We start from the raw sequence: 21,145 nt of genomic DNA, 5'->3' as shown, positions 1-21,145 counted from the left end.
CGACTCCCTCGCTCTCAGCCGGTGGGCAGGTCGGGGCGCCGTCGCCCGTGGCGGGTCGCGGCCTCGTAGGCATGGCCGGCCTGCAATACGGCGAGGTCGGCCCTCGGCGCACCGATGAACTGCAGGCCCACGGGCAGGCCACCGGGCGTGAAGCCCGCCGGAACCGACAGGGCGGGCACCCCGAGCAGGGAGATCAGGTAGGCCGACCGCATCCAGTCGAGATAGGTCTCCGTGGGGCGGCCGGCGACCTCCGTCGGGTACTCCAGTTCCGCGTCGAACGGTGCGACCTGACTGACCGGGGCGAGCAGCAGGTCGTAACGGGAGAAGAAGTCCACCGCGGCAAGGTGGAGCCGGCTGCGGACCGTGGTGGCGGTGATGAGATCGGCCGGGGTGAGCCGGCGGCCCTGCTCGATGTTCCAGACCAGGCTGGGCTTGAGGGACTCCCGAGCGGCGTCGAGCAGCACGCCCAGCGCCAGGTCGAAGCTGTGCGCCCGCAGCGTCCGGAACGCCTCGTCGGCCCCGGCCAGGTCCGGGCACGCCGTCTCCACCTGCCAGCCGAGCGCCTCCAGGACGCTCAACTGCGGCTCCAGTACGGCGAGGACGTCCGGGTCGGCCGGTGCGTGTCCGCCGAGGTCCGGGGACCAGGCGACGCGCAGGCCGCGCAGCTCGCGGCCGAGCGGGACCCGGAACGCCGCGCCGGGGATCTCCAGGCTGATGGGGCAACGCGGATCCGGACCGGCCATCGCGGACAGCAGCAACGCGGTGTCGGCGACGGTCCGCCCCATGGGGCCCGGGACCGCGAGGGTGTCCCAGAGGTTGCCGCCGGGGTGCGGAGGCACCCGCCCCGGGGTGGGCCGCAGCCCGACCACGTTGCAGAAGGACGCGGGATTGCGCAGCGAGCCACCCATGTCACTGCCGTCGGCGAGGGGTTGCAGCCCCGCCGCCAGGGCCGCCGCGGCACCGCCGCTGCTCCCGCCCGCCGACCGGCCGGTGTCGTACGGATTGCGGGTGGTGCCGAAGACCGGGTTGAAGGTGTGCGAACCGGCGGCGAACTCGGGGACGTTGGTCTTGCCGAGGCGGATGGCGCCGGCCCGTTGGAGGCGGTCGACCACCAGGTCGTCCTCGGCGGGCACATGGTCGGCGAAGAGCGGCGAGCCGAACGTGGTGCGCATACCGCGGGTGAGGTGGGTGTCCTTGAAGGCGATCGGCAGCCCGTGCAGAGGCGGCACCTCGGCCCCCCGGGCCAGGCGCTCGTCAGCCCGGGCGGCGGCGACCAGGGCGCCCTCGGGATCGAGCGTGACGACGGCGTTGACGGCCGGATTGACCTGTTCGATCCGGTCCAGATGAGCCTGCACGACCTCCCGGGCGGACAGCTCGCGGCGGCGTATCCGGGCGGCGAGGTCGGTGGCGTCGAGCTCGTGGAGTGCGTCGGACATGGCGGGCCTCTGCTGGGGTCAGGGACGTGTGTCGAGGGCGGCGGAGGGCCGGCGGCGTGCGCTGCCGGGAACACTCTCCTCACCGTACCGAGAGCCACTGACAGTCCGTCCGGTCGCCGTTCCGCCCGGCGAACGAGCCGGTCAGCCGTTCGGTAGCGTGGCGGTCATCATGGACACTCCCGGAACGATCTCCTGCGACGAGGAACTGCGGCACTGGCCGGCCGACGAGGACCAGGCCCGCACGGTCCAGGACCGGCTGCGGCCCTACGTACGGCTCGACGAACCCGGCCCGGAACCGGGCTTCGAGGGCACGGTCGTGGGCGTGGACGTCGCCTACGACGACGCGCGCGATGTCGTCGCCGCGGCCGCCGTGGCGCTGGACGCCCGTACCCGCGCCGTCGTCGACGAGGCGACCGCCGTCGGCCAGGTCTCCTTCCCGTATGTGCCGGGACTGCTGGCCTTCCGGGAGATCCCCACCGTGCTCGCCGCGCTCGACCGTCTTGCCCGTACTCCCGACCTGGTGATCTGTGACGGCTACGGGGTGGCGCATCCGCGCCGCTTCGGGCTCGCCAGCCACCTGGGGGTGCTCACCGGCCTCCCCAGCATCGGTGTCGCCAAGAACCCCTTCACTTTCCGGTACGACCCTCCGGGCCCGGAGCGGGGCGCCACTTCTCCGCTCCTGGACGGCGACGAGGAGGTGGGACGAGCGTTGCGGACCCAAAAGGGCGTCAAACCGGTCTTCGTCTCCGTGGGGCACCGGGTCAGCCTCGACCGGGCCTGCGCCCACACGTTGCACCTGGCGCCGGACTACCGGATTCCGGAGACCACCCGGGCCGCCGACGCACTGTGCCGCCGCGCCCTGGCCGGAATCTGACGCCGGAACTCCTGGTTGTGGTGGGGCGGCGGTCCGGCTACCCCTCCCGGAGGACCCGGAAGGTGATGCCCGCCTTCTGGAGCCGCGTCGTCAGCGCGTCTCCCATGGCCACCGCGGGCGTCACCTGGCCGGCGGTCCGCGGCAGATCGTCGAAGGCCAGGCTGAGCGCCGACTCGGCAAGCATCTTCGCCGTCTCGTCATAGCCGGGGTCGCCGCCCGCGACCTCGGTGATCAGGCGTTTGCCGCCGCCGGAGGCGACGAACCGCACCGTGAACCAGCTCCGGGCACGCCGCTCCGCGCTCGGCCCCTGGCCCGGCTCCAGACGGCCCGACAACCACCGACGGGCGGGCGGTACCTGCGCGGCCGCGCACAGCGCCCCGGCCCCCAGAGCCCCGCCCACGGCGATCGGCAGCCGCCGGACGCCGGCGTAGTGGCGGTAGCGGAAGTCCGGCCCGTAGCGGTCCAGGGCGGCGGCCGAGCGGGCGATGATCTGCGGGTCGAGGGTCGGCAGCGGCACGCCCCACGTGCCGGTCTCCGCGCTCCTGAGGGGCGGGCCGAACGGGGCCCGGATCCGGCGCCCGGCCGGCCGGGGCTCGGCCCGTTGCCGCTCGCGGGCCGCCCGTGCCATGGCGACCGGCCGCGAGGCGACGGTCAGCGCGGAGGCCAGCGTGCCACCGGAGAACGTCGCGTTGGTGCGGACGAAGCCGTCGATGCGCAGCGGGACGCCCTCGGGGAGCAGGCCCACGGTGTAGTGGACGCCGAGGTCGTGGGGGACGGAGTCGAAGCCGGCGGCGTGGATCAGGCGCGCGCCCGAGGTGCGGGCCGTCGCGTCGTGCCGCAAGAACATGCGGTCGATGAATTCCGGCTCGCCGGTGAGGTCGACGTAGTCGGTACCGGCCGCGGCGCACGCGGCGACCAGCGGCTCACCGTGCAGCAGATAGGGCCCCACCGTGGTCGCCAGCACCCGGGTATCCGCGGCGAGGGCGTGCAGGGCGTCCCGGTCGTCGCTCTCGGCCCGCAACAGCGGCAGATCGCCGCACGCCGGGTTGATCTCGGCCAGGCGGTCCCGCAGACGCTCCAGTTTGGAGAGGTTACGACCGGCCAGCGCCCAGCGGCAGTCCCGGGGCGCGTGCTCGGCCAGATAGGCGGCGGTGAGGGCGCCGGCGAAGCCGGTCGCCCCGTAGAGGACGAGGTCGTGGGCCCGTCCCTCGGTGTTCTGCCGTTGCATGCTGCGCGTCCTCTCGACCGCCCTGGTGAGCTGGTGTTCGGACCCTAGGCAGTCGCCGTCGTCCCGTCAACGAGGGCCTGAGCCATCCCGGTTGGGGCCGGGGCGACGGGAAGCGCCATGAGGCGAGGGGGTGAACGTGCGCCCTTGACAGGGCGGGGTGGCCGGGACACATTCACCGTGAGCGCGACGACGTAGGACGTCCCATCTCTCTGCCCGTACCGTCGTTTCTCCGCCGTACCGTCGTTGCCGACTCCAGAAGGAGGCCGGTTTGCCGTGACGACGCGCCCCGTGGACGACCACCAGGACGACCGCCGAACCGGACCCGGCCTTCAGGGAACACGGCGCTGGTACCACGAGGTCACGCCACGGCAGTGGAAGGCGATGTTCGCCGCCTGGATCGGCTATCTCCTCGACGGCTTCGACTTCGTCCTCATCACCCTGGTGCTGACCGAGATCGCCGACGAGTTCCACCTGAGCACCGCCACCGCCGCCTCGCTGATCTCCGGTGCGTTCATCACCCGGTGGCTGGGCGGCGCGCTCCTCGGCGCGCTGGGTGACCGCTACGGCCGCAGGACCGCCATGGTCGCCAGCATCCTGCTCTACTCGCTCGGTACCTTCGCCTGCGGCTTCGCCTGGGGGTACAGCAGCCTGTTCGCCGCCCGACTGGCGATCGGGCTGGGCATGGCGGGGGAGTACAGCGCCAGTGCGACCTACGTGCTGGAAACCTGGCCCGCCCGGTGGCGCAACCGGGCGTCCGGATTCCTGATCTCCGGGTACGCGGGCGGCACCGTCGTCGCGGCCGAGCTCTACAAGTGGGTGGTGCCCCACTGGGGCTGGCGCTGGATGTTCTGGATCGGAGTACTGCCCGTCCTCGTCGCCCTCTGGGTGCGCAGATCGCTGCCGGAGGCCGGGGACTGGCAGCGGGAGATCGGCGCGTCCGGTAGCGGGCCCGAAGGGGAACGTCCGCATCCGTTCCGGCCGTTGTTCACCGGCCGCCGCCGCTGGCCCAACGCCGTCCTGGCCGCGATCGCCTCGGCCGCCCTGTACTGCGTCTTCACGCCCGTAGGAGCGGGGTACGTCCCCTGGCTGTCCGGGGTCGCGGCCCTGTGCCTGGTCGCCTTCGCCGTGCAACTCGGTGGCCGCCGCGGATGGCTGCTGTACGTCTCCCTGATGGCCACCGTGTTCTGCGCCTTCCTCTACAGCTGGCCCGTCCAGGCCCTGCTGCCGACCTACCTCAAGACCGACCTCGGCTACGCGCCCGGACAGGTCACCGACGTGATGTTCTACGCGGGCTTCGGCGCCATGGCGGGATGCTGGCTCGCGGGCTACACCGGCGACCGGTTCGGGACCCGGCGCGCCTACGCCTGCACCCTGCTGGCCTCGCTCGCCTTCGTCTTCCCGGTCTTCGCCGTGCGCGACAACCTGCCCCTCCTCGGCGTGCTGGTCTTCGGGCTGCTCGCGCTCAGCCAGGGCATCTCCGGCATCCTGCCGAAATACCTTGCCGGTCACTTCCCGACCGCGACCCGCGCCGCCTCCTTGGGCTTCGTCTACAACGTCGGTGCCCTGGGCGGCGCGGTGGCGCCCGTCCTCGGAGCCCATCTGGCCGAAGGCATGCCCCTGGGGCGCGCGCTCGCCGTGCTCACCTTCGGACTGACGCTGCTCGTCGTCCTCCTGGTGGGCGGCAATGTGCCGCATCGCCTGGCGAGACTGCTCGACCGTCAGGCGCCCGACGATCACCTCGTACCGGAGCCCGATGCCGGTGCAGGCCTCCCCGGGGGCGCATTGCCACGTCCGGCCACCGGGGAGACGCCGCGCTGAACCGGGCTCGCCCCGTACCGGACCGCCGCGGCCTCTTCACCCCGTACGGCGGTCCTGTCACTCCGTACGGTCGTCCTGCCGTCCCAGCGTCACCCCGCGCACCCCCTCCAGCTCGGACAGCGCCTCCACCAGAGGGTGGGCCGCGGCGGCGCCCTCCAGACGGAGCAGCACCTCGGCCACGAACCGCTCCTCGTCCACCCCGGTCTCCACCTGGACATCCGTCACCCGGAACCCCCGGCCGGTGCACATCTCCAACATCCGCCCCAGCAGGCCGTGTTGCGTGCGGTAGGCGATGCGCAGATCGACCCGGGTGAGGGAGGGCTCCTTCGCGATCAGGTCGGAGATCTTCGTGAAGCCGCGGACGACGAGGAAGTGCACCGCGGTCGCGCCGATCGCCAGCCACGGCAGCCCACCGCCGCACGCCATGCCGATGGCGCAGGTCAGCCAGATGGTGGCGGCCGTCGTCAGGCCGCGGACGGCATCCTTCCGCACGAAGATCAGGCCGCCGCCGATGAACCCGATGCCCGAAACGACCTGGGCGGCGACGCGCGACGGGTCGAGCGCCACGCCGTCGGCGCCCAGCAGCGCCCCGAAGCCGTGGATCGACACCTCCATGAACAGCGCGCTCCCCACGCCGACCAGCGTGTGGGTGCGCAGTCCGGCGCTCTTCTGCCGGGCCTCCCGTTCGAGGCCGATCAGCGAGGACAGCAGCAGCGCCAGGGCCAGTTCGGTGAACTGGCGCAGTCCCTGACCGGCGTGGAAGTCGAACAGTGCGGCGGCGAGTTGTGGAGCAGACATGGCGGTAATTGTCCCTCTGACGGCCGGGCGACCGGCGCTGCGCGGGCCGTTGTCAGTGCCCGCGGTTAGCGTGGGATGCGTCGGCCGGCCCGTGCGCGAGACGCACGGCGCCGGGGCGGCGCCGCAAGTGGTGCCGTACGGGGGAACGGATGTGGAGGAGCTCATGACGAAGGCGGCGGGTCCGGTGGCGGTCCGGGAGCGGGTACGGGCGTTCGCGCTCGGCCTGCCCGGGGCCGTGGAGGAATTTCCGTGGGGCGAGAGCGTCATCAAGGTGAACAAGAAGGTCTTCGTCTTCCTCGGCGTCGATGAAGGTAGCCATCCGCCGGGCGTCACGGTCAAGCTGACGGACCCCGAGGCGCATGCCCACGCCCTGAGCTCGCCCGGCGCCGAGCCGGCGGGCTACGGCCTGGGCAAGGCCGGCTGGGTGCGGATCCCGCTCGACGAGCAGCGGACGCCGCCGGCCGAGCTGCTCTGCGACTGGGCGGAGGAGTCGTACCGCGTCATAGCCCCCAAGAAGCTCATCGCCGAGCTCGACGGGGGATAGCGGCGCAGCAGCAGGCGCGCAAAGGCCCGTGGCGGCGAGGGCAGTTGAACCTCGTCGGCACGGGCCTTTCCGCGTGGTCACCACTTGGTAGAGGGGGGCTTGTGGAAAGTGGAACACGTTCTTAACATCACGAGTGTTACATCAGAAGTGTCACAGTGCGGAAGGGCATGGGGCGCGATGACGAAGTCAGGCAACGGCCCGCTGCACGGCGTACGGGTCGTCGAGCTCGCGGGCATCGGCCCGGGGCCGTTCGCGGCCATGCTGCTGGCCGACCTCGGCGCCGACGTCGTCCGCGTCGACCGGCCCGGCGGAGCCGGACTGGCCATCGACCCGGCCTACGACATCACCAACCGGAACAAGCGCTCCGTGCTGGTGGACCTGAAGACTCCCCGGGGCGTCGGCCAGGTCCTCGACCTGGCCGAACGCGCCGACGTACTGCTGGAGGGCTACCGCCCCGGCGTGGCCGAGCGGCTCGGCGTCGGCCCCGAGGAGTGCCTGGCGCGCAACCCCAAGCTGGTCTACGGCCGGATGACCGGCTGGGGCCAGCAGGGCCCGCTCGCCGACACCGCAGGACACGACATCGGCTACATCGCCATCACCGGCGCCCTCGGAATGATCGGCCCGCCCGACGGTCCGCCCGCCCTCCCCGCCAACCTCCTCGGCGACTACGCCGGCGGCTCCCTCTACCTCGTCATCGGCGTCCTCGCCGCACTCCAGCACGCCCGCGCCGAAGGCGGCCGGGGCCAGGTCGTGGACGCCGCCATCGTCGACGGCACCGCCCATCTGACGGCGATGATCCACGGCATGCTGGCGGCCGGCGGCTGGCAGGACCGGCGCGGCGCCAACCTGCTGGACGGCGGGACACCGTTCTACGGCACCTACGAGACCGCCGACGGCGCGTACATGGCCGTCGGCGCCCTGGAGAAGCGCTTCTACGGCGAATTCGTCCGGCTGCTGGGCATCGAGGACGAAGCCCCGGCACGGGACGACCTCGCCGCCTGGGACGAACTGCGCACCGCGATCGCGGCCCGCTTCAAGACCCGCACCAGGGACGAATGGACCACCGTCTTCCAGCACTCCGACGCCTGCGTCGCGCCGGTACTCTCCCTGCGCGAGGCACCGCACCACCCGCACCTCGCCGCCCGCGGCACCTTCGTCGACCACAGCGGCATCACCCAGCCGGCCCCCGCACCCCGCTTCTCGCACACCCCGGGCGCCGTCCGCACACCACCCGCCCGGCCCGGCGCGGACACCGAGGACATCGCCCGCGACTGGCAGGCCCCCAGCCTCCGCACCCCGCCCACCGAACGCCCCACCGGCACCCCGGACCGCACCGAGCACAAGGACGCGGCCCCCTGATGAAACTCACCACCACACTCCGCCACCCGGCCGACCCGTCCCGGGCCACCGAGTACACCGTCGCCCCTGAACCGGCCGTCCCGGTTGCCACCCGGGCCGCCGAGCCCACCAAGACCGTCAAGAACCGGCTCTGAGGAGGGCCCGCCGAGATGACCGCCCAGCTGCCGCGCCAGATCTTCACCGAGGACCACGAGGCCTTCCGGGAAACCGTCCGCACCTTCCTCGCCAAGGAGGTGACGCCCCACTACGACCAATGGGAGAAGGACGGCATCGTCAGCCGCGACGCCTGGCGCGCGGCCGGCAGACAGGGCCTGCTGGGAATGGCGGTGCCCGAGGAGTACGGCGGCGGAGGCAACCCCGACTTCCGCTACAGCGCCGTCCTCGCCGAGGAGTTCACCCGCGCCGGCGCCCCCGGACTCGCCCTGGGCCTGCACAACGACATCATCGGCCCCTACCTGACCACCCTCGCCACCGACGAACAGAAACGGCGCTGGCTCCCCGGCTTCTGCACCGGCGAGATCATCACCGCCATCGCCATGACCGAACCGGGCGCCGGCTCCGACCTCCAGGGCATCCGCACCACCGCCGAGGACAAGGGCGACCACTGGCTGCTGAACGGCTCCAAGACGTTCATCTCCAACGGCATCCTCGCCGACCTCGTCATCGTCGTCGCCAGGACCACACCCGAGGGCGGCGCACACGGCCTGTCGCTGCTCGTCGTCGAACGCGGCACAGCCGGCTTCGAACGCGGCCGCAACCTCGACAAGATCGGACAGAAATCCCAGGACACCGCCGAACTGTTCTTCCACGACGTACGCGTCCCCAAGGAGAACCTCCTCGGCCAGCTCAACGGCGCCTTCGTCCACCTCATGACCAACCTCGCACAGGAACGCATGGGCATAGCCGTCGCCGGCATCGCCGCCGCCGAGCACCTCCTGGAGATCACCACCCAATACGTCAAGGAACGCGAGGCCTTCGGACGGCCGCTGTCCAAGCTCCAGCACATCCGCTTCGAGATCGCCGAAATGGCCACCGAATGCGCCGTCACCCGAACCTTCCTCGACCGCTGCATCGCCGACCACTCCGACGGCACCCTCGACGCCGTACACGCCTCCATGGCCAAGTGGTGGGCCACCGAACTCCAGAAGCGCGTCGCCGACCGCTGCCTCCAACTCCACGGCGGCTACGGCTACATGACCGAATACCGCGTCGCCAAGGGCTTCACCGACGGCCGCATCCAGACCATCTACGGCGGGACGACCGAGATCATGAAGGAGATCATCGGCCGCTCCCTGCTCGGCTAACCCTCCCCGGAAAGGCTTACCAGTGAGTTCCGAAGCGTACGTATACGACGCGATCCGCACCCCCCGCGGCCGCGGCAAGGCCAACGGCGCGCTGCACGGCACCAAGCCGATCGACCTGGTCGTCGGCCTGATCCACGAAGTACGCCGACGCTTCCCCGGCCTCGACCCGGCCGCGATCGACGACATCGTCCTCGGCGTCGTCGGCCCCGTCGGCGACCAGGGCTCCGACATCGCCCGGATCGCCGCGATCGCCGCCGGCCTGCCCGACACCGTCGCCGGCGTCCAGGAGAACCGCTTCTGTGCCTCCGGCCTCGAAGCCGTCAACATGGCCGCCGCCAAGGTCCGTTCCGGCTGGGAAGACCTGGTCCTCGCCGGCGGCGTCGAATCCATGTCGCGGGTCCCGATGGCCTCCGACGGCGGCGCCTGGTTCGCCGACCCGATGACCAACTTCGACACCGGCTTCGTCCCCCAGGGCATCGGCGCCGACCTCATCGCCACCATCGAGGGCTACAGCCGGCGCGACGTCGACGAATTCGCCGCGCTGTCCCAGGAGCGGGCCGCCGCCGCATGGAAGGACGGCCGCTTCGACCGGTCCGTCGTCCCCGTGCGCGACCGCAACGGCCTCACCGTCCTCGACCACGACGAGCACATGCGCCCCGGCACCACCGCCGACTCCCTCGCCGCCCTCAAACCGTCCTTCGCCACCATCGGGGACGCCGGCGGATTCGACGCGGTCGCCCTGCAGAAATACCACTGGGTCGAGAAGATCGACCACGTCCACCACGCCGGCAACTCCTCCGGCATCGTCGACGGCGCCGCCCTCGTCGCCATCGGCAACAAGGAGGTCGGCGAACGCTACGGCCTCACCCCCAGGGCCCGGGTCCTCTCCGCCGCGGTCTCCGGCTCCGAACCGACGATCATGCTCACCGGCCCCGCCCCCGCCAGCCGCAAGGCGCTCGCCAAGGCCGGCCTGACCATCGACGACATCGACCTGGTCGAGATCAACGAAGCCTTCGCCGCCGTCGTCCTCCGCTTCGTCAAGGACATGGGCCTCAGCCTCGACAAGGTCAACGTCAACGGCGGCGCCATCGCCCTGGGCCACCCCCTCGGCGCGACCGGCGCCATGATCCTCGGCACCCTCGTCGACGAACTCGAACGACAGGACAAGCGCTACGGCCTGGCCACCCTCTGCGTCGGCGGCGGCATGGGCATCGCCACCGTCATCGAGCGCCTCTGACCCCCTCGTCCCACCCACCACGGAGTACGCACCATGAGTGAACCCGCAGCTTTGTCGACCATCCGCTGGGAAAAGGACGAGACCGGCGTCGTCACCCTGGTCCTCGACGACCCCGACCAGTCCGCCAACACCATGAACAACGCCTTCAAGACCTCCCTCACCGCGGTCGTCGACCGCCTGGAGGCCGAGAAGGACAGCATCCGCGGCATCATCATCACCTCCGCCAAGAAGACCTTCTTCGCCGGCGGAGACCTCCGCGACCTGATCGCCGTCACCCCCGCCCAGGCCCAGCAGGCCTTCGAGTCCGGCCTGGGCATCAAGCGCGATCTGCGCCGCCTGGAGACACTCGGCAAGCCCGTCGTCGCCGCCATCAACGGCGCGGCGCTGGGCGGCGGTTACGAGATCGCGCTGGCCTGCCACCACCGCATCGCCCTCGACACGCCCGCCACCAAGATCGGCCTGCCCGAGGTCACCCTCGGCCTGCTGCCCGCCGCCGGCGGCGTCACCCGCACCGTACGACTGCTCGGCATCGCCGACGCCCTGCTGAAGGTGCTGCTCCAGGGCACCCAGTACAACGCCACCCGCGCCAAGGACGCCGGACTGATCCACGACGTCGCCGCCAGCCCCGACGAACTCCTCACCAAGGCCCGCGCCTTCATCGACGAACACCCCGAGTCCCAGCAGCCCTGGGACGCCAAGGGCTACCGCATCCCCGGCGGCACCCCCGCCCAGCCGAAGTTCGCGGCCAACCTCCCGGCGTTCCCCGCCAACCTCAAGAAGCAGCTCAACGGCGCGCCGTACCCGGCCCCGCGCAACATCCTCGCCGCGGCCGTCGAAGGCTCCCAGGTCGACTTCGAGACCGCGCAGACCATCGAGGCGCGGTACTTCGTCGAGCTGGTCACCGGCCAGATCTCCAAGAACATGATCCAGGCCTTCTTCTTCGACCTCCAGGCCGTCAACTCCGGCGCCAACCGCCCCAAGGGCATCGAACCCCGCACCGTCGAGAAGGTCGCCGTGCTCGGCGCCGGCATGATGGGCGCCGGAATCGCCTACGCCTGCGCCAAGGCAGGCATCCAGGTCGTCCTCAAGGACGTCACCCTGGAGGCGGCGCAGAAGGGCAAGGCGTACTCGGAGGGCCTGCTCGACAAGGCGCTCTCCCGGGGCCGTACCACCGAGCAGAAGCGCGACGAACTGCTCGCCCGGATCACGCCCACCGCCGAGCCCACCGACCTCGCGGGCTGCGACGCCGTCATCGAGGCGGTCTTCGAGGACATCGCCCTCAAGCACAAGGTGTTCAAGGAGATCCAGCACATCGTCGCGCCCGACGCCCTGCTGTGCTCCAACACCTCCACGCTCCCCATCACGCTGCTGGCCGAAGGCGTCGAGCGGGACCAGGACTTCATCGGGCTGCACTTCTTCTCACCGGTCGACAAGATGCCGCTGGTCGAGATCATCAAGGGCGAGCGGACCGGCGACGAGGCACTGGCCCGCGCCTTCGACCTGGTCCGCCAGATCAAGAAGACGCCGATCGTGGTCAATGACTCGCGGGGCTTCTTCACCTCCCGCGTCATCGGCCAGTTCATCAACGAGGGCGTGGCGATGATCGGGGAGGGCCTGGAGCCGGCCTCCGTCGAACAGGCCGCCGCCCAGGCCGGCTACCCCGCCAAGGTGCTGTCCCTGATGGACGAACTGACCCTGACGCTGCCGCGCAAGATCCGCGAGGAGACCCGACGGGCCGCCGAGGAGGCCGGCGCCACCTGGCAGCCGCACCCGGCGGACGAGGTCATCGACCGGATGGTCGACGAGTTCGGCCGCCCCGGCCGGAGCGGGGGAGCCGGTTTCTACGAATACGGCGAGGACGGCCGGCGCGCCGGTCTGTGGCCGGGCCTGCGCGAGCACTGCGCCCGCGAAGGCGCCGAGATCCCCTTCATCGACATGCAGGAACGCATGCTCTTCTCCGAGGCGCTGGACACCGTCCGCTGCTTCGAGGAGGGCGTCCTCACCTCGGTCGCCGACGCCAACATCGGCTCCATCTTCGGCATCGGCTTCCCGGGATGGACCGGCGGCGTGATCCAGTACATCAACGGCTACCAGGGCGGCCCGGGCCGCGAGGACCTCGTCGGCCTCCCCGGCTTCGTCACCCGCGCCCGGGAACTCCAGACGGCCTACGGCGACCGCTTCGCGCCCCCCGCCCTGCTGGTGGAAAAGGCCGAAAGAGGCGAGAAGCTCACCGACTGACGGGCCGGGGGCCGGGCGGGGCCGGGGCGGGCCGGGCGGGGGGGGGCGAGGTTGGGGGCAGGGCGGGCGCGGATGCTGACTGCCCTAGCCCGCCCTCCTTGCCTCCTTGCCTGCCCTCACCTGTCCTCACGTGTCCTCACGTGTCCTCGCCTGTTCTCCGCCCTACCGCTTGTTCTTTTAGTGCCCCCCCTTGACTACAGAAAGTAGCGAACGCGGGAACTAATGACTCTCCGTAATCGTTGCCGTAAGTATGAAGGGGCGGCACACAAGGCACCGGGAGGGCGACGTCTAGGGCGCAGGGCAGGGAGTAGGACAGGGAGTAGGGCGGACGAGTCAGCGCGCGCTCCACCGCCTACCGCTGGCTTCCCGCCCGACCGCTCGCTTCCCGCGGGCCACCACACCCGCTCGCCCCTGCGGGCCCCGGGCTCCCGCGGGTGGCTCCCGCGGGTGGCTCCCGCGGGTGGCTCCTGCGGGCTCCGCCCTCCTCGTTCCTCCTCAGGGGCTCGGGCTCACTCCTCCGGGGCGCCGTCCCTCCGGTCCGGAGCGCCTTCCGTACCGAACCACTCCCGCAGTTCCTGCTTCATCGAGCGCTGGAAGGCGGTGACCAGTGCCTGGACCACCATCGGCTGCATGTGGGCCGAGAGTGACTTCATCCGCGCCCTCTCCTCCGCGTCAGGCCCACCCTCCCGGTGCGGCCCCCAGACCTCGTCCTTGAACAGCCGGCTCAGCTCGCGGGCCGCCGAGCGGGTGTGCTCGATGACGACGGTGCGCGCCGCGAGGATGGTCTCCAGCGCGATCGGTACGTCCAGCAGGCGCGCACCCAGGTGCAGCAGCCCGGGGTCGACGCGGAAGACCTGCGGGTCCTCGGTTCGTACGAGCACGCCCATGGCCGCCAGCCGGTCCAGGTCCTCCTCGGTCAGCCCCCGGCCGACCCGCCGCTCCAACTGGTCACGGGTGGCGTCCTCGGCCTTGTCCGGGGCCCAACTCGCCACCAGTGCACGGTGGATGGCCAGGTCCTGGGCGCTCAGGTCGGGCGGCAGCTGCTCCAGGTAGCGCTCGATGGCCGACAGGGTGAGGCCCTGATGCTGGAGTTCCTCGATGAGGGCAAGCCGCGAGAGGTGGTCCGGGCCGTAGCGGCCGACCCGGCGGGGGCCGATCTCCGGCGGCGGCAGCAGACCGCGGGTGCTGTAGAAGCGGATCGTGCGGACGGTGACGCCGGCGCGGGCGGCCAGTTCGTCGACCGTCAGATCGGTGGCGGACTCCATGTTCAACAGTATTGCTGTCTCACCACTCTTGAGAAACCTTGAGGAACCTTCTGGCGTCGGGGAAGGGAAGCCTGGTGGGCTCCTTCTGCGGGGCGCCTTCTGGGAGCTGCCGGATCTTCCGGCGCATCTTTGCTGCCCCCCTGTCGCGGGCTGGCCACCCCGCGAGCTGCATCCAGCGGAGTTCTTCGCGGAGTTTTTCGGCGGTCCGCGGGCCCATGGGTCGGGCGAAGCTGCGGCATCGTGCGTGCGGCGCTGGTGCGGCTCGCGGAGGAGCGCAGGGCGGCGGGCGAGGTGACGGGGAGGCCGTCCGGCCCATATCGCGTGGCCGGAGCCCGGGGAGCGGTCGTCCGGCGAGCTGGCGGCGGCCGGTTTCGGCCGGCTGGTGGGGTGGCGAGTGCTTCGCACTGATCAATGGACCCGTAGCCGGCGCCCGCGTGGGCCGCGCTGGGGCGGGCGCCGGAGCGGGAGCGCGGGCAGCGCGCCACGGGATCGAGGGCGCCCCGTCGAGCTGGTCGGGCACCCCGAGGGGGGCGGACGGAGGTCGAGCGGGCCGTCGTGGGGGCGAATGTGTGCCTGAAGCGAGTGGAAACCGACTGGAACAGGTCAAGAAGTTTGGGTGGCTGGGCGGGGAAAGGGGGCCGGAAACGGGCGAACTCGCCCGGTCTTTGAAAATGTGTCGCCGGAAATTTCGCGCCAAATAGGGACAAATCTTGGATGGCCTATACACGCTGTGACCTTGCCCACAGACGGAGGGGCGGTCTTCGGGGAAGGTGTGCCGTCGGCCGTCCGCGCGATCCGCGGGATCCGGTCGTGGCTCAAGCGCCTGCCCGAAAGCGAGATGCACCAGCAGTGAGCACAGAAACCGTCACCGAGACAGCCCACAGGTCACCTGACGGGGGGAGCGGCGCGCAGCAGGACGCGGGCGACGCGGGGTACAGCAAGGGCCTCAAGGGCCGGCACATCAACATGATCGCCATCGGCGGCGCGATCGGCACCGGCCTGTTCCTGGGCGCCGGCGGCCGGCTGCACTCCGCCGGTCCCGCGCTGGCCGTCGCGTACGCGGTCTGCGGCCTCTTCGCCTTCTTCGTCGTGCGCGCCCTCGGCGAGCTGGTGCTGCACCGCCCCTCGTCCGGGTCGTTCGTCTCCTACGCCCGTGAGTTCCTGGGGGAGAAGGGCGCCTACGTCGCCGGCTGGATGTACGTCGTGAACTGGTCGACGACCGGTATCGCCGACATCACCGCGATCGCGCTCTACACGCACTACTGGAGCCTGTTCACCGACATCCCGCAGTGGGTGATGGCGCTGATCGCGCTGGCGGTCGTGCTGACGGTGAACCTGATCTCCGTGAAGATCTTCGGTGAGCTGGAGTTCTGGTTCGCGATCATCAAGGTCGCCGCGCTGGTCGTGTTCATGTTCATCGGCATCTTCCTGCTGGCCTCCCACCACCCGGTCGGCGGCCACGAGCCGGGCCTGAACCTGATCACCGACCACGGTGGAATCTTCCCGACCGGTCTGCTGCCCGTGGTGATCGTGCTCCAGGGCGTGGTCTTCGCCTACTCGGCGGTCGAGCTGGTCGGCGTCACCGCCGGTGAGACCGGTGAGCCGCAGAAGGTCGTGCCGAAGGCCGTCAACTCCATCATGTGGCGGGTGGGCGTCTTCTACGTCGGCTCGGTGATCCTGCTGGCGATGCTGCTGCCGTGGAACAAGTACACCGCCGGCCAGAGCCCGTTCGTCACGGTGCTCTCCAACGTCGGTGTCCCGGCGGCCGGCGACGTGATGAACCTCGTCGTGCTGACCGCGGCCATGTCCAGCCTGAACTCCGGTCTGTACTCGACCGGCCGGATCCTGCGCTCCATGTCGATGGCCGGCTCCGCGCCCAAGTTCGCCGGCCGGATGAACCGCAACCAGGTTCCGTACGGCGGCATCATGCTCACCTCCGCGGTGTGCGTGCTCGGTGTCGGGCTGAACTACTGGCTCCCGGGTGAGGCGTTCGAGATCGTGCTGAACATCGCGGCGCTGGGCATCATCAGCACCTGGTGCACGATCATGGTCTGCCACATGGTCTTCGTGCGCCGCACGAAGGAGGGGGCGCTGGAGCGGCCGAAGTTCCGGCTGCCGGGTACCCCGGTCACGGACATCGCCACCATCGTCTTCCTGCTCGGCGTCATCGTGCTGATGTGGTTCGACGACGGTGTCGGCCGCAAGACCGTGCTGCTGATCCCGGTCCTCGCCGCCGCGCTGGTCGCCGGCTGGTTCGGGGTCCGCGGCCGGGTGGCCCGGATCGCCAAGGAACGCGAGGAGCTGCAAGCGGCCGAGTAGTCGCGCACCCAGCGGCGCCTGAGTACGACAGGGCGGTCGCGGCGGGCCGGAAGGTCCCCGCGGCCGCCCTCGTGCATGCCCGGGCGGCCCGGGCCCGTTCCCCGCCCGGCCGTCACGCGGTCCCGGTCGATTGTCAGTGGTCGGCTCTACTGTGAACACATGACCGAAACCACGGGGATTTCCTACGTCAAGGGGGACGCCACCGCACCTCAGGGCAAGGGCGTCAAGATCATCACGCATGTCTGCAACGACCTGGGCGGCTGGGGCAAGGGCTTCGTCCTCGCGCTCTCCCGCCGCTGGCCGGAGCCCGAGGCGGCCTACCGCAGATGGCACCGCGAGCGCGCGGGCAACGACTTCGGGCTGGGCGCTGCCCAGTTCGTCCAGGTCGGCGACCGGCTGTGGGTGGCCAACGTCGTCGGCCAGCGGGGCATACGGACGGGCAGCAAGGGCGTCCCGGTCCGGTACGAGGCCATCGACGCCGGGCTCGGCCGGGTGGCGGACCGGGCCGCGGAGCTCGGGGCGTCGGTCCACATGCCGCGGATCGGCTGCGGCCTGGCGGGCGGGAAGTGGTCCCGGGTGGAGCCGCTGATAGCCGAGCGGCTCACCCGGCGCGGCATACCGGTCACGGTCTACGACCACTGACGGGTCCACGGCGACTGACGGTCCACGACCACTGACTCCTCGCCCGCCGGCCGCGGGAGGGGCCCGGGCTCAGCCGCCGATCAGCGGGTAGTGATCGCTGAGGTTGGTGTAGGTGTAGTCCTTGCCCCAGCTGGAGACGGTCCAGGGCGCCGACTCCTCCTTGACCACTTCGTTCTGCCAGTCGGCGGGGCGGGCGTGGCCGTTGCGGTGCAGCACGTAGTCCAGGTCCTCGCGGGGATCGTCGGGATAGCGGTACCTCGCGATGGAGTTGTCCTGGGTGTCGAAGGAGTACGGGTGCCCGGTGCGGCTGTCGGCCGGGGCCAGATCGCCGTTGCTGAGCAGGGCGTTGTACTCCGCGCTGTGGGAGTCGATGTTGAGGTCGCCGGCGACCATGACCTCTTCGTCCGCCGGGATGTTCTTGGCATCCAGGAAGGCGTCGATCTCCTTGAGCTGCTTGGCGCGGTCCGCGGCCGCCTCGCCCGCCTTGCAGCCCGAGTCGGTGGACTGGGTGTGGGTGCCGACGACGTGCACCTTGGCGCCGTTCACGTCCAGCACCGCATAGACGAAGCCCTTGTTGGAGAAGGAGTCCGAACCGCAGGCGTCCTTGTAGATGTACTGCTCCTTGCGCAGGATCGGCCACTTGCTCAGCAGGGTCACCCCGCCGTCCTCCGGGGTGACGGCCGAGTAGGCGCCGCCGGTGGCGTCCCAGCCGCTCCGGCTCCGGCCCACCACCGGAGTCTGGTGCGGATACTGCCCGGCGGCCCGGGACTTCAGCGCATCGGAGGAGGAGTTGTCGAACGCTTCCTGGAGCACGACGACGTCATTGCCCTGGAAGAAGTCCGCGGCCGCGATCGCCTCGGCGCGGTGGTCCTGGCCCCAGTTGGGATAGAGGTTCTTGCTCATCAGGAAGGTGTTGTAGCTCAGCACCTTCAGATGGGGAGCGGTGGCGGCCGAGGCGGTGGGGGACGCGGCGGTCACGGTCGCGGCGGCGAGGACCGCGGCGAGAGCGGCGGTGCGAAGGCCCGCTGCGGACGGCGTGCGCGGCGCTGGGTTCGACACTGAATCTCCCTATGGGGGTGGGGATTTGGTCCGGCGGCGCCATCCAACCAGTTGACATTACTTCTAGGTAACCGTCTGGGAGGTATGAGATGTACACACAGGGCCGGGCCCGCACGGCATGGGCGGGGATTCCGCTGCCCGCACGTCGCCGGTGGGCGCCGTATCATGAGAAATGCTATGAATACGGAGAAAAACCAGCCAAAGCCCCCGCCGGTCGGTGGCGTCCTCTGGTCGTTGGCCGGGGACATCCGCATGCTGCTCACCCTGCCGCCGGCGCTGACCATGCAGGTCGCACACCCCGCGGTGGGGGCCGGGGTGGACGACCACTCCGTCTTCCGGACCGACCCGTGGGGCCGTGGCGAGCGGTCGCTGGTCTCGCTGCAGCTGTGGGTCTACGGTGGCGATGGCGCGGCCGAGGAGGGGCGCCGGCTGCGCCGGCTGCACCGGACCATCGAGGGTACCGACGCGCACGGCCGCCCGTACCACGCGCTCACCCCCGCGAACTACGCCTGGGTGCACGCCACCGGGTACCCCGTCTTCCGGCACGCCCAGCGTTACCTCGGCCGCCCCTTCACCGAGGCGCAGGAGCGGCAGCTGTACGCGGAATGGCTCCAGGTCGGGCGGGTGCTGGGCATCCAGGACCGCGATATGCCGCCGACCATCGAGGAGTTCTGGCCGTACTACCGCCGGGTCCTCGGCACCGAGCTCGAAGCGACCGCGGTGGTACGGGAGTTGATCGACCCCGACCCGCCGCTGCCGGTGCCCGACCGCGGCCCGCGCTGGCTGCGGCTGCTGCTCCGGCTGGTCTGGCCCTGGCTGCGCCCGCGGTTCGCCCGCTTCCGACGGTTCGTCAGCATCGGCCTGATGCCGCCGGACGCCCGGCGCGCGATCGGCCTGGAGTGGACCGAGGTGCAGGAGCGTCGGCTGCGCCGCTTCGGACGGGTGGTGCGCGTGGTGGTCCCGGCCCTTCCGGAGCGGCTGCGGTTCATGCCGATCGCCTGCCGCGCCCGGCGTGCGGCGCGGCAGGCGGCGGTCCGGTAGCGGCACCCGGCGGACGACCGGCGAGGGCGGAGCCGGGGGACGACGGCCCCGGCTCCGCCCCGTTCAGCGCTTCACGACCGGCGTGCCGCCGGACATCAGTGCCGGTGCACGTCGTGCGTGGCCGCGATCTGCTTCCAGGACTTCGGCTGCGCCACCGGGCCGCGGGGTGCACCCAGGGCCCGCTTGGCCGCGCCGCTCGCGGGCCTGGACGGCTGGAACAGCCAGGTGTCGAAGAACCCGGCCAGTTGCTTGCCGGACTTCTTCTCGGCGAACGCCACGAAGTCGGCCACCGAGGCGTTGCCGTACTTGTGCTCGGTCGGCCAGGCCTTGAGGAGGCCGAAGAAGACCTTGTCGCCGACCTTGTTGCGCAGCGCCTGCAGGGCGAGCGCGCCACGGTCGTAGACGGCACCGTCGAACTGGTTCTCCGCGCCCGGGTTGCCCGGCTTGACCTTCCAGAACGGGTCGTCGGACGGGTGCTGGGCGTAGACGTAGTCCGCGAGTTCCTGCGCCGTGCCCTCGCCCTCCTTCTCCGACCACAGCCACTGGCTGTAGGCGGCGAAGCCCTCGTTGATCCAGATGTCCTTCCAGTCCTTGAGGGAAACGCTGTCGCCGTACCACTGGTGCGCCAGCTCGTGCACCACGACCGAGACGTTGGTGCCCCGGTCGAAGGCCTTCTTGCCGTAGAACGGACGGGTCTGGGTCTCCAGGGCGTACCGGGCCGGCACGTTGGGGACATAGCCGCCGACCGCGTTGAACGGGTACGGGCCGAAGACGCTTTCCAGCCACTCGGTGATCTCGGTGGTGCGCTCGATGCTCGCCCGCGCCGACCCCTCGTTCGCGCCGAGGTCCTTGCTGACGGCGTTGATCACCGGCAGTCCGTTGGCGGTCGTGTCGGTGGTGATGTCGAACTTGCCGACCGCCAGGGTCGTCAGATACGTCGCCTGCGGCTTGTCGGAGCGCCAGTTGTAGCGGGTCCAGCCGAGCTTGGAGGTCTGCGAGGCCAGCACGCCGTTGCTGAGCGCCTGGGTGCCGTCCGGGACCGCGACCGAGATGTCGTAGGTCGCCTTGTCGGTGGGGTGGTCGTTGCTCGGGAACCACCACACGGCGGAGTCCGGCTCCTGGGCGATCACCGCGCCGTCGGGCGTACGGGCCCAGGCGGTGAAGTCGTCGATCTTCAGCTCGGAGGGCTTGCCCGCATAGCGTACGACGACGCTGATCTGCCGGCCCTTCTCCAGTGGCGCGGCCGGGGTGACCTCCAGTTCGTGCTTGCCGGACGTGGCGAAGGTGGCCTTCTTGCCGTTGACCCGTATCTCGCTGACCTTGAGACCGAAGTCCAGGTTGAAGCGGGAGAGGTCCTGGGTGGTCGTGGCGAGCAGCGTCGCCGTGCCCTCCAGCAGATCCGTCTTCGGCTGGTACTTGAGCTGCAGGTCGTAGTGGGAAACGTCGTATCCGCCGTTTCCGCTCTCGGGGTAGTAGGTGTCGCCCACGCCCGGAGCGCCCGGGGAGAAGTCGGCCGCGGAAGCCGGGATCGCCAGCAGCAGACTGAGCGCGGCCGCGCCCGGAACGAGGAGTCTGTGACGCACGAGTCCTCCAACTCGTAGGGGGATGGCTCTGGTTCAGACCCTAGACAGCCCACCGGGGCGGCGTCATGGACATGGCCGGATCTGACACATGACCGACATGAACCACCAACGGGCCCGGCCGGGTCGTACGCCCTGCCGGCGCTGTGCACCCCGCCGACCCGATATCGCCGCTGGGCTCGCTGGGCCTGGCGTCCCTGCCGGACCCGGCGTTCGCGCCGGACCTGACCTCTCCACTGGTGGCCCTGGCGTTCCCGCCGGACCTGACCTTCCCCTGGAGGACCTGGCCTCCTCGCCGGACCCGACGCCCCGGCCGGACCTGACCTCTCCACTGGAGGACCTGGCGTCCTCGCCGGAGCTGACGCCTCGCCGGACCTGACCTCCCCCTGGAGGACCTGGCCTC

The 21,145-nt window shown here is 70.9% G+C and carries 17 protein-coding genes; 11 read left to right on the top strand and 6 right to left on the bottom strand.

Translation table 11 applies throughout. The features are described 5' to 3' along the window. Positions 1 to 14 precede the first annotated feature (14 nt). A complete protein-coding gene (locus tag AB0E02_RS26725) occupies positions 15 to 1,436 on the bottom strand; it encodes an amidase (protein ID WP_362143289.1) in 1,422 nt (473 codons plus the stop codon). A gap of 169 nt (positions 1,437 to 1,605) precedes the next feature. Between AB0E02_RS26725 and AB0E02_RS26720 the strand changes: the two genes are divergently transcribed. Next, a complete protein-coding gene (locus AB0E02_RS26720) occupies positions 1,606 to 2,310 on the top strand; it encodes an endonuclease V (RefSeq protein ID WP_362143288.1) in 705 nt (234 codons plus the stop codon). A gap of 37 nt (positions 2,311 to 2,347) precedes the next feature. Here the strand turns inward: AB0E02_RS26720 and AB0E02_RS26715 are convergent, their stop codons facing one another. Continuing rightward, positions 2,348 to 3,538: a saccharopine dehydrogenase NADP-binding domain-containing protein gene (locus AB0E02_RS26715; protein WP_362143286.1), complete on the bottom strand. Its 1,191-nt coding sequence runs from the start codon at positions 3,536 to 3,538 to the stop codon at positions 2,348 to 2,350. A gap of 288 nt (positions 3,539 to 3,826) precedes the next feature. Between AB0E02_RS26715 and AB0E02_RS26710 the strand changes: the two genes are divergently transcribed. Further along, entirely contained in the window at positions 3,827 to 5,356 is a 1,530-nt protein-coding gene (locus AB0E02_RS26710) for a sialate:H+ symport family MFS transporter (RefSeq protein ID WP_362143339.1), read from the top strand. 57 nt (positions 5,357 to 5,413) lie between these two features. Here AB0E02_RS26710 and AB0E02_RS26705 read toward each other — a convergent pair whose 3' ends face one another. Then, positions 5,414 to 6,154 (bottom strand): MgtC/SapB family protein, encoded by a 741-nt coding sequence (locus AB0E02_RS26705; protein ID WP_362143284.1) that lies wholly within the window; start codon positions 6,152 to 6,154, stop codon positions 5,414 to 5,416. 163 nt (positions 6,155 to 6,317) lie between these two features. Here AB0E02_RS26705 and AB0E02_RS26700 point away from each other — a divergent pair, with 163 nt between their 5' ends. The 6 genes from AB0E02_RS26700 (at position 6,318) to AB0E02_RS26675 (ending at position 12,836) form a co-directional block, all read left to right on the top strand. Next, positions 6,318 to 6,698: an MmcQ/YjbR family DNA-binding protein gene (locus AB0E02_RS26700; RefSeq protein WP_362143282.1), complete on the top strand. Its 381-nt coding sequence runs from the start codon at positions 6,318 to 6,320 to the stop codon at positions 6,696 to 6,698. A 177-nt stretch (positions 6,699 to 6,875) separates the two neighbouring features. Beyond that, positions 6,876 to 8,057 carry a CaiB/BaiF CoA-transferase family protein gene (locus tag AB0E02_RS26695; RefSeq protein WP_362143280.1) on the top strand — a complete coding sequence of 394 codons (1,182 nt, stop codon included), beginning with the start codon at positions 6,876 to 6,878 and terminating at the stop codon, positions 8,055 to 8,057. Next, positions 8,057 to 8,191, top strand: a complete 135-nt coding sequence (locus AB0E02_RS26690) for a hypothetical protein (RefSeq protein ID WP_362143279.1) — start codon at positions 8,057 to 8,059, stop codon at positions 8,189 to 8,191. The genes AB0E02_RS26695 and AB0E02_RS26690 overlap by 1 nt, the downstream gene beginning before the upstream one ends. Positions 8,192 to 8,218: 27 nt before the next feature. Next, entirely contained in the window at positions 8,219 to 9,361 is a 1,143-nt protein-coding gene (locus tag AB0E02_RS26685; RefSeq protein ID WP_362143337.1) for an acyl-CoA dehydrogenase family protein, read from the top strand. A 22-nt stretch (positions 9,362 to 9,383) separates the two neighbouring features. Next, positions 9,384 to 10,598: an acetyl-CoA C-acetyltransferase gene (locus AB0E02_RS26680; RefSeq protein WP_362143277.1), complete on the top strand. Its 1,215-nt coding sequence runs from the start codon at positions 9,384 to 9,386 to the stop codon at positions 10,596 to 10,598. A 33-nt stretch (positions 10,599 to 10,631) separates the two neighbouring features. Continuing rightward, positions 10,632 to 12,836 (top strand): 3-hydroxyacyl-CoA dehydrogenase NAD-binding domain-containing protein, encoded by a 2,205-nt coding sequence (locus tag AB0E02_RS26675; protein ID WP_362143275.1) that lies wholly within the window; start codon positions 10,632 to 10,634, stop codon positions 12,834 to 12,836. A gap of 509 nt (positions 12,837 to 13,345) precedes the next feature. On the opposite strand, the gene AB0E02_RS26670 is transcribed toward AB0E02_RS26675, so the two are convergent. Then, on the bottom strand, positions 13,346 to 14,101 hold the full coding sequence (locus AB0E02_RS26670; RefSeq protein ID WP_362143273.1) for a MerR family transcriptional regulator: 756 nt from the start codon (positions 14,099 to 14,101) through the stop codon (positions 13,346 to 13,348). Between the two features lie 849 nt (positions 14,102 to 14,950). Here AB0E02_RS26670 and AB0E02_RS26665 point away from each other — a divergent pair. Together AB0E02_RS26665 and AB0E02_RS26660 are read left to right on the top strand one after the other, a co-directional pair. Continuing rightward, a complete protein-coding gene (locus tag AB0E02_RS26665) occupies positions 14,951 to 16,420 on the top strand; it encodes an amino acid permease (protein WP_362143272.1) in 1,470 nt (489 codons plus the stop codon). A gap of 159 nt (positions 16,421 to 16,579) precedes the next feature. After that, a complete protein-coding gene (locus AB0E02_RS26660; protein ID WP_362143270.1) occupies positions 16,580 to 17,062 on the top strand; it encodes a macro domain-containing protein in 483 nt (160 codons plus the stop codon). Between the two features lie 69 nt (positions 17,063 to 17,131). On the opposite strand, the gene sph is transcribed toward AB0E02_RS26660, so the two are convergent. Beyond that, entirely contained in the window at positions 17,132 to 18,121 is a 990-nt protein-coding gene (gene sph, locus AB0E02_RS26655; protein ID WP_362143268.1) for a sphingomyelin phosphodiesterase, read from the bottom strand. Positions 18,122 to 18,298: 177 nt separating this feature from the next. Between sph and AB0E02_RS26650 the strand changes: the two genes are divergently transcribed. Beyond that, the gene (locus AB0E02_RS26650; RefSeq protein WP_362143266.1) at positions 18,299 to 19,162 is read left to right on the top strand and encodes an oxygenase MpaB family protein; all 864 of its coding nucleotides are present in this window, start codon (positions 18,299 to 18,301) and stop codon (positions 19,160 to 19,162) included. A 95-nt stretch (positions 19,163 to 19,257) separates the two neighbouring features. Here AB0E02_RS26650 and AB0E02_RS26645 read toward each other — a convergent pair whose 3' ends face one another. Further along, on the bottom strand, positions 19,258 to 20,745 hold the full coding sequence (locus AB0E02_RS26645) for a M1 family metallopeptidase (protein ID WP_362143264.1): 1,488 nt from the start codon (positions 20,743 to 20,745) through the stop codon (positions 19,258 to 19,260). Between the last annotated feature and the right edge of the window lie 400 nt (positions 20,746 to 21,145).

The organism is Streptomyces sp. NPDC048196, assembly GCF_040652715.1.
Classification (GTDB): domain Bacteria; phylum Actinomycetota; class Actinomycetes; order Streptomycetales; family Streptomycetaceae; genus Streptomyces; species Streptomyces siderophoricus.
This window is presented reverse-complemented; position numbering and strand designations above follow the sequence as displayed.